The following is a 12,542-nucleotide window of genomic DNA, read 5'->3' as shown; positions in this document are numbered from 1 at the left end:
TGAAGATAAATGAATAAATAGGGCGAACTTCTGAACGTATTTTTTCTCTTTATATTATGTTATTATTCACACAAAAAAAACAATACTTTGACAAATGAAGCAACTTGCGGAACTTAACTCATGGATAGCCTTAAGAAATCACGCAGAATCCATGCGGTTAACAACACTTAAAGAATTGTATAGTAAAAACCCAGGAAGGAATCAGAATTTTCTTTTTTCTTCGCCTGATATTAAGCTTGATTTATCCAGTCAGCTCATTGAGCATCATACTATAGAGTTATTAATAGCTTTAGCACAAGAACGTAAACTACCTGAAAAAATCAATAATTTACTCAAAGGCGAAAAAGTCAACGTCAGCGAAAACCGCCCGGCTCTTCATACTGCACTGCGCCTACAAAATGAAGAAGCTATTTTCGTAAATGAGCAAAATATTACTCCTGAGATTTTGAAAACCCGCCACACATTGTTTGAAATTAGCAAGCAAATTCGAGCAAGGGCCTGGTTTGGTTATTCAGGAAAGCCCATCGTAGACATTGTCAATATTGGCATGGGTGGCTCAGATTTAGGCCCTAAATTTTGCATTAACGCTCTCTCTGAATATAGCGATAAAAACTTAGGTTTTCATTTTATTTCAGATGTAGATCCCCATTCATTTTCTACGACAGTTTGCGGCCTCGATCCCGAAACGACTTTATTTATTATCTCTTCTAAATCTTTTACTACCAGGGAGACCCTGTGCAACTATGAAAAGGCCATTAGTTGGCTAGGAAAAGATAACTGCCTTAAAAACCATTTAATTGCCGTTACTGCAAATATTAAGTATGCTCAGCAGTATGGGATCCATCATATTTTACCGCTCTGGAACTGGGTTGGAGGTAGATACTCTGCCTGCTCGGCTATTAATTTAATAACTTCTATAGCCATTGGCGCCGAATGTTTTTCCCAATTGCTTTTAGGTGCGCATAAAATGGATGAGCATTTTAAGAAAACCGAACTGCAAAAAAATCTTCCTGTTTTACTTGGATTAATTGGAATATGGAATATCAACTTTCTTCACATTAATAATTTACTCATGCTTGCTTATGCAAAACAATTAGAATACTTCATTCCTTATATTCAACAGCTGGATATGGAAAGTAATGGTAAGTCCATTGATAATGAAGGAAAAACGCTAGATTATTCTACTAGTCCCATCGTTTGGGGCGGACTTGGCAACCAAGCGCAACATAGTTACTATCAATTACTCTGTCAAGGGACTCATAAAATTGCCGTAGATTGCATTACCTTAAACGCTTATGAAGATGAATTGATTCATCAAATGTATGTGAACAAAAAACACATCCTCACTTTTGGTTATAACAACCTCGATAGACCCAATGAATTTATAGGAGGGAATACTCCTCTTAATCATCTCAGTTTAACTCATTGCTCCCCAGAAACAATAGGGGCCTTAATTGCTTTATATGAGCATAAAATTTTTGTACAAAGTGTAATATGGAATATTAACCCCTTTGATCAGCCTGGTATTGAAGGCGCTAAACGATTTTTAAGAGAAGCAAACTCAGCTATCGATGATAGGATACCGGTTTAATCAATCCACTAAATATTAAGCATAGAATATGAATAATGAGCTAATTAAATACAACATCCCCTATATGACTGGTAATGAAGAAACTTACATATTGACTTCTCACAGTAATAAAAAATTATCGGGCGATGGCCAATTTACCCAACATTGCCATGATTGGTTTGCAAGAAAACTTCCCTCTACCAAAACTTTATTGACCCACTCTTGCACCGCTGCCTTAGAAATGGCCGCATTATTACTGGATATAAAAGAGGGTGATGAAATTATAATGCCCTCCTACACCTTTGTTTCAACTGCGAATGCTTTTGTAATGCAAGGCGGAGTCCCGGTTTTTGTAGATATTCGTCCAGATACCCTTAATTTAAACGAATTATTAATAGAAGCGGCAATAACGCCCCAAACCAAGGCGATTGTTCCTGTGCATTATGCAGGGGTTGGATGCGAAATGGATACTATAATGGATATCGCTCAGCAGTATCAATTAAAAGTAGTTGAAGATGCTGCTCAAGCAGTGATGGCCTCATACAAAAAAAAGGCTTTGGGTAGTATTGGCGACCTAGGGGCATTTAGTTTTCATGAGACTAAAAATATTATTTCCGGTGAGGGAGGTGCGTTATTAGTTAATCAATCAGCTGACGCCCTTCGCGCCGAAATTATCCGTGAAAAAGGAACTAATCGAAGTCGATTCTTACGTGGAGAGGTGGATAAATATACCTGGTGTGAATTAGGTTCATCTTTCCTGCCTAGCGATATGATTGCAGCCTTTCTCTTTGCCCAACTTGAACAAGCTGAGGAAATAACCCGAAAACGACTTGCTATTTGGGACTATTATCATCACCATTTACAGCACCTTGAGCAAGCAGAACTGATTCAGCGTCCTATCGTACCTAATGATTGTGAACATAACGCTCATCTGTATTATGTGATTATTCATCCTCAAATGGATCGCGAATCAATTTTACTAAAACTTAAAGAATTAGGTATTCAAGCTGTATCTCATTATGTACCTCTTCATTCCTCTCCCGGTGGACAGCGTTATGGAAGAGCCCATGGAGATTTATTACTGACTGAAACTCTTGCGGAACGAATTATTAGGTTACCTTTATGGATAGGCTTAACTTCTCAACAGCAAGACTATGTGATTGAGCAACTCAGTAAGGTACTGCATTCACATCTGCATTAAGGACTTATCAATGAACATTCTTATAACCGGTGGCGCAGGGTTTATCGGCTCAGCATTAATTCGCTTTTTGATAGAGAAAACTGAACATTCCATAATCAATATTGATAAATTAACTTATGCCGGAAACTTGCAAGCGCTTATAAAAATCAGCCAGCACAAACGTTATCAATTTCATCAACTCGATATTTGCTCGGCAGAGGAAATTCAAGACATCTTCAACACCTCTCAACCCGATGCAGTCATGCATTTGGCGGCAGAAAGCCATGTAGACTATTCCATAAATGCTCCCCAAGAATTTATTCAAACCAATATTGTGGGGACGTTCACCTTACTCGAGGCGGCTCGACATTATTGGAAGAACTTACCTGAGCAAAAGCGCGCGTCCTTTCGCTTTCACCACATATCAACGGATGAAGTCTTTGGGGATCTGGAGGGCTTATCTAGTTTCTTTACAGAAACAACACCCTATTCCCCGAGCTCGCCTTATTCAGCAAGCAAAGCGAGTGCAGATCACTTAGTACGTGCATGGCATAGAACCTATGGCTTACCAACCATAATCACTAATTGCTCTAATAATTACGGACCCTATCAACATCCCGAGAAGCTAATTCCACGCATGATCCTCAATGCGCTTAATGCAAAACCCTTACCCATTTATGGCTCGGGTAAACAAATAAGAGACTGGTTGTATGTAGATGATCATGTACAGGCTCTTTATCAAGTATTATTGCAAGGGACTATAGGCTCAAGTTATGTTATCGGCGGGCATAATGAACAACAAAATATCGACGTCATTTATTCCATTTGCTCGATTTTAGAAGATCTCGCTCCAGTAAAACCAACTGGAATTTCTGAGTATCAACAACTGATAAGCTATGTAGAAGATAGACCTGGTCATGATCAGCGCTATGCTATTGATGCTAAAAAAATTCAAACTGAACTCGCTTGGAAACCGAAAGAAACTTTTGAATCAGGATTAAGAAAAACAGTCCAGTGGTATCTTGAGAACTATAACTTGTATCAATGAATTATTTTTAAGGAAAAAAGATGAAAGGTATTATCTTAGCTGGTGGTTCAGGCACTCGATTACACCCCATTACTAAAGGAATATCAAAACATTTATTACCCGTTTATGATAAACCCATGATTTATTATCCCTTATCTGTATTAATGTTAGCTGGAATTCGTACTATTTTGATAATCACGACCCCAGAAGATCACGAAGCCTATGTACGCCTGCTTGGGAACGGCTCCCAATTTGGGATTGAGTTAGAATACGCTATTCAAGCCTCTCCCGATGGTTTAGCCCAAGCTTTTATTATTGGCGAAGAATTTATTGGTGAGGATAAAGTAGCGCTTATTTTGGGGGACAATATCTTTTATGGCCAAGGATTTACCCCTCAATTACATGAAGTTAGGGAACGCGAAACGGGCGCCACCATTTTTGCCTATCAAGTAAAAGATCCCAGCAGATTTGGAGTTATCGCTTTTGACGAACAGTTTAAAGCAACGTCTATTGAAGAAAAACCCATTGAGCCCAAATCAAATTATGCGGTAACCGGTCTTTATTTTTATGACCATCATGTCGTGGAGATTGCTAAACAGGTTCGACCTTCTTTGCGTGGCGAATTAGAGATTACTTCCATTAACCAAATCTATCTTGAAAATGGTTCTCTGCACGTAGAACTTTTAGGCCGTGGCTTTGCCTGGTTAGATACAGGAACCTATGAAAGCTTATTAGAAGCAAGTATGTTCGTACAAACCATAGAACATCGGCAAGGATTAAAAATAGCCTGTTTAGAGGAAATTGCTTATCATAATGGCTGGATAAATAGCCAAATGATAGAGACCATGGCTTATAAGTTAAGGAATAACAGTTACGGACAATATCTGCTAAGCTTATTAAACTAAAAGCCTAGCAATCAAAGTTAATAGCTAGTTTTACAGTAAATTATCGGCTGAAGGTGTTGAAACAACTTTAATTTCTGTTAAATTTTTTACTGTTGGCTCGAATTTTTTGGGGTTAAATTTATTATAAATAAATAACTTAGTGATGTTTTTTAAGTTAAGGGGATAATTCTTATTTATCAACAATTTTAAATATACCGGCGGCGTATAAGTCCAATCTGCAGCAAAATGTTCAGGATACATTTTGGTCTGTTTAAACACTTCTAGGGATTGATTATTCCTTACCATAAGACGGGTATTCTCATGCAAGGCATTCTTAAGAATCCAATTTATCGATAAGGTACCGCTATTAACCCATACTCTTTTCTCCAAAGTATCTTCGACCACAAAGGTTTGGTAATTCTTCACAACTTCAGAAGCTTGAAATTGTTGCATTAAGGAACACTGATAAAACCAGTCTATTTGATAGCGATAATAACTAAATAAGTCTTCCATCATAAAGACTGCAAGTAGCCCCCCCATTAAAATACTGGCTATTTTTTTATTTAATTTGGCAATGATGACTATTAAGAAATAAATTAAAAAAGCCATCCCCAAAGGAACAAGAATCTGATTACGCGAACTCCAATTACCTAAAACCGGTAATTTACCTACGGCACAATAAGGAAACACTGCTACAACAAAAAAAATAAGGCTTAATAATAAAAAAATCATTACCGAACTATTTTTGAAATTATTTTTAATTACTCTCTGTGTGTTCCTTGGCCTAAAAACTAAAAGGATGATTACAAACAATAAAATCGTTAGATATAAATTGGATCCTGCCGTCATTAGTGCTTGAGAAATGGGTGCATATAAGGACGTATCAAAGGATTCATAGGTGAGTTCTACGGTTTTCAAATAATCAGGACTTAAGGCATTATAATTCACATAACTTCCATAAGGCTTAAATAGGCTATGTTTTAAAACAAAAAAAACAATAGGTAAAATTATAAAATCAAAATAGTGCACGATAAAATTTATAAACAATTTACCAGTATTTTTTTCAATCAAATGGTAGAAAATATATAATAGAACTATGCTGTAAAAAACTAACAATGACTCTAAAAGAAAAGAAATAAAAAATAAGCTAAGAATGATAATTCGATAAATAATAGTTCTCTTATTATCGAGATATTGAGTAAGTAATAAGAAAGAAAAATAAAAAATACCGAGCATTAAAATAGGTGGTGTATTAATTAAGGCGATGCGCGCATTATTTACAGGAGCTAATAAAAAAAATAAAGTTATAAAAAAAGCTGAGTTTTTATCAATATATTTAATACGTTGTAGAATATAAAAAAGACAAATACCAGAACCAAAGTAGGTAAAGAAAACTAAGATTCTGTAGATATAAATACCGTTGCCGATATTTTTCAAAAAAATATGTAGATAGCCTATCCAGATAAAACTATTTTGAGCAAAGATGTTTTTTATTATTTCGGGGGATTGATAGGCTAAAGACCAATCATCCCAATATACACCATTAAAATTGAGCAGCAAAAAAACATTACTTATAAAATATAATAAAAACAATTGCAGGAGGTAAGATTTTTCTGACTGAAAGATTGCCGGCATAGATCTTATACGATTTAGGATATTCATAATATTTTTTTTTGAATAAAGCTCAAGCAACTACCCTTGTAGCTTCTAACAAGCTCTTGTAATATTCAATAGTTGCTATTAATCCGCTTTCTAGTGAAGTAGTAGGTACAAAACCGAGATATTTTTTCGCGTTGGAAACATCCGCAGAAGAAATTTTTATATCCCCTATCCGCTCTTCCCTATGGACTAATCGAAGATTCGCTGGATTAATGATTTTTTTCATTATAGTAATTAATTGAGTCAAAGTAACTTCCTGACCACAACCTATATTGTAAATACGGTTTGTAGACTCCTTATTTTCACCCAATGCAGCTAAGAGATTAGCTTGGATGACATTATCAATGTAACAAAAATCACGGACAATACCACCATCGCCATTAATGTAGACAGGCTCATTCTTTAACATGGCCTCAATCCATAAGGGTATAACGGGCGCATAAGCGCCATCAGGACTTTGCCTAGGACCAAAAATATTAAAATAACGCAATCCAATGGTTTCTAACTTATAATATTGATAAAAACTTCGTGCATACAACTCATTGATATATTTTGTCACTGCATAGGGGGAAACAGGAAAGACAGGATTTTCTTCATGTTTTTTGAATTGATTTGAATCGCCATACACAGCACTGGAAGAGGCATATACAAAACGTTTTACTCGGGCATTTTTAGCTGCTTGAAGCAAATTCATAAAGGCCGTGGCATTTATCTTATGCGTCTTTTCAGGGTATTTGATAGATAAAGGTACGCTCGCCATTGCAGCGTGATGCAAGACATAATCGATACCCTTCATGGCTTCTTCACAACTTACCATCGAACAAATATCGCCTTTTATTAATTTAAAATTATTCGCAAATTCTTCCGGCAAGCGATTGCGTATAGTATTTAAATTAGCTAAAGAACCTGTTGAAAAATCATCCAAACCAATAACGATTTGATTTAAAGATAACAAAGCCTCTAATAAATGAGAACCAATAAAACCTGCAACACCAGTGATTAGCCAGCTAAACTGATTATTAAGTAATTTTTTTCGAGTATCTAAATAAACACTCATATCATACATCCATTATATAAATAATTAATTTATCATTGTTTTTAAAATATTTTTATAATCAGTAAATCGATTTTGGGTAGTACTTACTGATTTAAAATAATTATTTCTTTTTAACTCCTGCAATTTTTGAACTTCTAAAGAATAATTAGAAATCAATTGCATCAGCTTTTCCGTTATCTCATTCACATCAAGAGAGTTTACATAGATAGCATGCTCTTTCAACACCTCTATATTTGCTGGAATATTTGAAATTATCATCGGCATATTCATATAAAGAGCTTCTAAGGGAGTAATACTAAACGTTTCTAATACACTTGGAAAGAATAATATATTACATTTTTTATATTGCTCAATAACCTTTTCTAAGCTTATAGGACCTAAATTCATTATCAAATGGTCAACTTTTTTTTCCTTAGCAAGGCTCATTAAATTCATAAAAACAGCTGAATGCTCTGGTAAAGTAACAAAAAAAATGATCTCTTTAGTTATTTTATTTTTAAGATGGGCCAAAATAGAAGGGATAATTTGATAATTTTTATGCCAATAATCAGCTCCTAAGCAAAATATTTTAATCGAATCAGTTAAATTCCTCTCAATAATTTGTGTAGAGTAGTCCTGAAATAAGTGATTTACTGCATTGGCTATAACAGTTATATCCTGTGGTTTACTTTTAGTTTTGGTTAAAAAACCGTCTTTAGCTATTTGGGCTTCTACACACCATTTTTCTGCTTGTTGATACCACCACAGTTTATAACGGCACAATAAAAATACTTTAATTTTCTCTTTTATAGTAGGCAGCAACTCAAAAGCATTTTTATTGGAGTGAGTAACCCAACCATCTGCGATACCACATAGGTGGGGAATTGAAAATTTGACATAAGCAGGTCCAAAAAGCGTAAAAACCGCATTTAAAGAGAGGTCCTTAACTTTTGCTTTTAACTGTTTACGTATTTTATAACTTCGGGCCGGACTTTTATTTAAGAGAATTAAACGCCCCTGCAAATGGGATTCTTTTAAAAAGGGCTCCCATTGTTCATATAAGGCTACAGTAAGAGCAAAGTACCATTCTATTTCTCTGTCCTTCATACAGTCTTGCAGTACAGACTGGGCTACCTGCAAGGAGCCACCCTTCATCAAGGTCGAACAATTTAGCAAAATTCTAATCATATTACATCGTCTTAATGTCAAAAATAAATATTAAATAGGTTGGGGCATCTTAGTTTTAGAATTTTTTATATTTACTACGGGAACTTTATTTAACGCAAAGAAAGGAGCCCAAAATATAAACAATGCAGGCGAGTTGAACCCATGAATAAAAATCATAGAGATAAATTCAATCATTAAAATTTTTTTTATAATAATCGTATAACCCTCTGCGCTACAAAAAAATGAATAGACAATAAAACCTATAAAGAAAAAAAAGACGGCAACACCAAGCTCTATATAGATTTGCAGTAAATAAGATTCCGTAGCCTTATGAGTACCGAAGGCTAGATCAGCAAAAGCCATATGCGTTCCAGGCCCATCACCGAATAACCATTTTTTGTCCTGAAAAGAAGTATTAAACAGATTTTTATAAGTAGCTATCCTACCACTATGAGAAGACTCTTCATTTAAGACATCAGAAATGTTTAAAATTCGGTTAACAATGCGATACTGACTTAGCTCAGAAAAATCAAATACTAAGGTCACAGTCCCTAAGACCAAGACCGATACAAGAAGAAATTTAAAGGCATAATTAAAATTTTTAATAATGGCATAAACAGCAAACAAGAATAAAAAAGATTTGGCTCCGGAAACTAAGCCTCCTGCAACTAAAAGAGCTACAAAAAAAAATTTACTTAAAGGCAAGGTATTTTTTTTAAACTTAATAGCTTCCGACTCTATATAAAAAATTAAGGAGAAGGCCATAAATAAGGAATTAATCTGAGGACTTCCCAATATCGAAGTTGCCCGAAAAAGAGTCTTATAATCAGTAGCTTGTGTATAATATAAAAAACTCGTAGACCAATTGCTATCGTATAAGCCAAACAAGGTATAGGAGAAAAAATACTGTATAAGTCCGCAAACTGCGGTGGGAATACTAATGATTTTAATAAATACTCTTATTACTGCCCAAAACTCCTTTTCATCAAAATGCATAAAATAGAGCATCCAATATAAAGGAAATAATAGGTAGATAGCGATACCTTTAACGTAAACAAAAAATAAATCTAAATTATCCACTTGCAAGGAATGAAAGAAAAATACACCTAGGGAAAAAAAACAATAGAGTTGAAAGGAATTTTTAGCCTTGTTTATATTTAAGCCATAATCTATTAATAAAAAAGTAACAAAGAATAGTAAAGCGAAAAAATACAGGTAAGGAAAGGAAAATTTAGTGATAATAAGATTAAATACAGCACAAGCACTTATAATAAGAGGAGCAATCAAACAATGCGTTCTTCGACTAAAAAAATTCATCATGCACTAAAAATAATGGTAAGTATCATCTTTGACTGAAGTTAAATCAGCTTTGAAGCCTTTGTAACAAGTCCCTAGGTACTAATACATTTACGCTTTTGGAAAGAATTTCGTTGAACCGCACTCAAAACTGACCATATACCAAGGTTCGAGCTCGCCCCTGAACGGATATTGTTACTGCCTACAAAGGCAGAATTGGTTGAGTATTATTTAAATAAACCTCTATTGAAGTCAACTATTATCTTCCTAATATGTGGTTAACAATTAGATAAAGAACTTATACTCTCTATGAGATTAGCCACTGTAGCACTGTCTACATTAACTTTTTCATCTACTAAGTAGCGGTTTAATAAAAAATACAAATAAAAAATAAATAAATTTCTTATCACAGCTGTAGAGGAGATAGTTTCGAAACTCGAAAAAGGAAGTTCTCCATAAGCTATTTTCGAAAGATGGTGCAATTTTTGAATATCTTTGCGACTAATAACTTTTAAATGAAGCTTATTTTTTTTGTAGAAATAATGGAATAAATCAAAGCATGCAAAGAAATCAGGATGCGAATATTCAAAATCAATTAAATGCCATTCTTTTTTAGAAAGAAGCACATTATCCGGTGAAAAATCTCCGTGGAAAAAAGCTTTTCTAACACTAACTGTGTTTAAACCAACAAGAACAGTATGATAGGACTTTTTTAAAGCTTTAATGTGTTCATTTGGTGTGAACTCTATTAACTGTTCAATGGCTAAACATAACTCCTTAAAATAAACATTGCTGATAATAGGCGCGGAACTAGGATAGGACAAACACTTTAAAAGCGCCATTTTATTAGGGCAAAGCCTAGTTCTCGTCTGTTTAGGAGAAAACCCTTCATAAATATGTAAATAAGTATCTTGGAAATTTATAGTCTTATGCAACCTTTGAATGGATAATTTAGCAAGCTGGGATAAGAAGTTTATATTCCTATGCTCATTATTTTGCAGCATTTTCGCAGTCTGGCTTATCGGATATCTTACATAGTATTCTTTATTTGCCGCAATAATTTGAAAAGTTAGGGAGAGATTTTCATTTTTAGCGCTACCCACATAAATATTTACCCCCTCTACTTCTAAGATCGCGTGATCAAAACTTTTATAAAGTTCATTACTGATATTTATAGTAACTAAATGAGGCTTTAATATTTTTTTTATGAGGCCTAAACGATATAACCAGGAATAAGCACATTTTCCTAAAAAGGCTTTAATAGTTCGAGTGCTAATTAGATTCAATCCAGCAAAAAAAACACGTTTATCATTTATAGTAATTATATACTTAGGATTTTTTATGGAAGGAATGGCAATAGCGTTAAACTGAGTGCCATCATATAATATTTGCTCTTTTTTTAAAAAGTCTAATCCATTCATTTGATAATATTAGTAATTAAAATAGCCGATAACTGTTCATGTAAATACTCTACTGAATTATTATTGATAATCTGATAAGTGTTAACCTTACTAGGTTTAAATGCTTGGTAAGCATTATTCAACTGATGCAATAATTCTATGGGTACTTCGCCGGGCTTTCGCTTTGATAATTGCTCAGGCTCACAGCTTAGTATAATGAGAACATCAGGTTTAGGAAGGAACTTAGTTAAAAATTTAGCCCAATAAACACCTTTTTCATTTATCCGATGCCGTTTACTATCAATAATTAAATCATAAAAATGTCGATCGAAAAGAATTAAATGACCATTTTTTTTTCGAACATAAAGCATAGGTAAGTATAAAATATAATTTAAAAATACATACAAAACCTTGGCGAGAGATAAGATGGAAGGATATGAGCTCGCGTTGTGAGGTATATGGCCCTTTTGTAAAGAATTCTTATTATCTGGTTTAATTTTAAATACAGTAGGTTTAAAGTATATCCTTTTTAGGGGAAATAACTTTCTTTTTTCGGAAAATTGCTCCTTAATATAATTCAAAGCTGTACTTTTCCCACTCCCATCCGCACCTAAAAGAACAACGGACAAACCAGTAGGTTTTTTAAATAAATTGTTTATATTGCGGGTTAGTTTTTTTAAAAATACCGAAGCATTTAAAAGAAAGCCTGGAGAAACTTCTTTTACAACATAAAAATTTCCTTTATTTTTAGCGCTATTTTTTAAAAATTTATAGTTTTCTATAAAATTCACTCCCCCTTCGCTGCTTTGGAAAAAATAATTACCATTGCAAATTTCTCCAGAGGTAGAAAGCAAACCCACCATAAAATCAAAAGCATGAATTTTTTTTGCATCACTCACAATAAAGTAAAATTGTTTTTTTTTGTTAATTTTTATCAGTGTTTTAATTTTACAGGTTTTAATATAGGCCTTTATTTTTTTTAGATCGTCTTCACATTTAAGTAATATATCGACATCTGATTTAGAAAAATCAAGACCATCATCCAATAATTTATAAGGAGTTTGGTTCTCCTCCATAAATTGCTTTAGTTCGCTATAAAATTGCTCAATTGTTAACGAAATACCCATAAATTTTCTTAAAAAAGATTTAACCGCCTATGCTAATAGAAAAACTTACATATTTATAGCTTTTGCTCTTAAATACAGGGCCACCTCATGAAAAAAATCTAGCTTAAATCGGTAAATAATGAGAGGCTAGCTTCATTTAAATGGATATAGGAATGAAGCTGGAAGAAGGATTTTTAGATTTTTTTATTTCACTTGA

10 protein-coding genes are annotated in these 12,542 nt (G+C 33.9%); 4 read left to right on the top strand and 6 right to left on the bottom strand.

Translation table 11 applies throughout. The annotated features are described in order from the left end of the window. Positions 1-94: 94 nt before the first annotated feature. Genes pgi through rfbA form a run of 4 tightly spaced genes read left to right on the top strand, consistent with a single transcriptional unit; the run spans position 95 to position 4,682 of the window. Entirely contained in the window at positions 95-1,591 is a 1,497-nt protein-coding gene (gene pgi, locus ELY15_RS04135; protein WP_127098390.1) for a glucose-6-phosphate isomerase, read from the top strand. A gap of 28 nt (positions 1,592-1,619) precedes the next feature. Beyond that, complete coding sequence (gene rffA, locus ELY15_RS04130) at positions 1,620-2,771, top strand: dTDP-4-amino-4,6-dideoxygalactose transaminase (RefSeq protein ID WP_127098389.1); 1,152 nt, start codon at positions 1,620-1,622, stop codon at positions 2,769-2,771. Positions 2,772-2,781: 10 nt separating this feature from the next. Continuing rightward, positions 2,782-3,798 (top strand): dTDP-glucose 4,6-dehydratase, encoded by a 1,017-nt coding sequence (gene rfbB, locus ELY15_RS04125; RefSeq protein WP_127098388.1) that lies wholly within the window; start codon positions 2,782-2,784, stop codon positions 3,796-3,798. A 20-nt stretch (positions 3,799-3,818) separates the two neighbouring features. Further along, a complete protein-coding gene (rfbA, locus tag ELY15_RS04120; RefSeq protein WP_127098387.1) occupies positions 3,819-4,682 on the top strand; it encodes a glucose-1-phosphate thymidylyltransferase RfbA in 864 nt (287 codons plus the stop codon). A gap of 30 nt (positions 4,683-4,712) precedes the next feature. Here rfbA and ELY15_RS04115 read toward each other — a convergent pair whose 3' ends face one another. The 6 genes from ELY15_RS04115 to ELY15_RS04090 all read right to left on the bottom strand — a co-directional run bounded on the left by ELY15_RS04115 (position 4,713) and on the right by ELY15_RS04090 (position 12,346). Beyond that, positions 4,713-6,296, bottom strand: a complete 1,584-nt coding sequence (locus ELY15_RS04115; protein ID WP_127098386.1) for a hypothetical protein — start codon at positions 6,294-6,296, stop codon at positions 4,713-4,715. 49 nt (positions 6,297-6,345) lie between these two features. After that, complete coding sequence (locus ELY15_RS04110; protein WP_127098385.1) at positions 6,346-7,377, bottom strand: NAD-dependent epimerase/dehydratase family protein; 1,032 nt, start codon at positions 7,375-7,377, stop codon at positions 6,346-6,348. Positions 7,378-7,401: 24 nt separating this feature from the next. After that, complete coding sequence (locus tag ELY15_RS04105; protein WP_233586509.1) at positions 7,402-8,379, bottom strand: glycosyltransferase; 978 nt, start codon at positions 8,377-8,379, stop codon at positions 7,402-7,404. A 195-nt stretch (positions 8,380-8,574) separates the two neighbouring features. Continuing rightward, the gene (locus ELY15_RS04100; RefSeq protein WP_127098384.1) at positions 8,575-9,843 is read right to left on the bottom strand and encodes a hypothetical protein; all 1,269 of its coding nucleotides are present in this window, start codon (positions 9,841-9,843) and stop codon (positions 8,575-8,577) included. Between the two features lie 254 nt (positions 9,844-10,097). Further along, complete coding sequence (locus ELY15_RS04095; RefSeq protein WP_127098383.1) at positions 10,098-11,240, bottom strand: phosphotransferase; 1,143 nt, start codon at positions 11,238-11,240, stop codon at positions 10,098-10,100. Beyond that, positions 11,237-12,346, bottom strand: coding sequence for a thymidylate kinase (locus ELY15_RS04090; protein WP_127098382.1), 1,110 nt, complete (start codon positions 12,344-12,346; stop codon positions 11,237-11,239). Before ELY15_RS04090 ends, ELY15_RS04095 begins: the two co-directional genes overlap by 4 nt. Between the last annotated feature and the right edge of the window lie 196 nt (positions 12,347-12,542).

Origin of the sequence: Legionella sp. km772 (assembly GCF_003989735.1) — a bacterium.
Lineage (GTDB): Bacteria > Pseudomonadota > Gammaproteobacteria > Legionellales > Legionellaceae > Legionella.
The sequence above is the reverse complement of the archived record's forward strand: the minus strand, read 5'-3'. Positions and strand labels throughout refer to the sequence as shown.